Source organism: Streptomyces beijiangensis, assembly GCF_017315755.1.
In the GTDB taxonomy this organism is placed as follows: Bacteria; Actinomycetota; Actinomycetes; order Streptomycetales; family Streptomycetaceae; genus Streptomyces; species Streptomyces beijiangensis.
Genome location: NZ_JAFLRJ010000536.1, coordinates 1 through 227, shown reverse-complemented (window position 1 = coordinate 227; position 227 = coordinate 1). Strand labels below are relative to the sequence as shown.

Below are 227 nucleotides of genomic sequence, written 5' to 3'. Positions count from 1 at the left end.
GCGATCCTCACCGCGGGGGTACGGGCCGGGATCCAGCTCGCCGTCGTGGCGCTGCTGATCGGCTGGGTGGTGCGCAGCGGGCTGAGTTTCGTCTTCGTGGCGGTGATGTTCGCCGTCGCCGTATGGACGGCGGGCCGGCGCATCACGAAGAACGGCACCTGGTGGTGGGCCGTGGCGCCCATCGCGGCCGGGGTCGTGCCCGTGGTCCTCGTGCTGCTGCTGACCGG

Annotated in this window: 1 protein-coding gene; it reads left to right on the top strand. The window is 72.2% G+C overall.

The features are described 5' to 3' along the window. On the top strand, window positions 1-227 hold a 227-nt coding region (locus J0695_RS36440), incomplete at both ends, for an ABC transporter permease (RefSeq protein WP_206969054.1).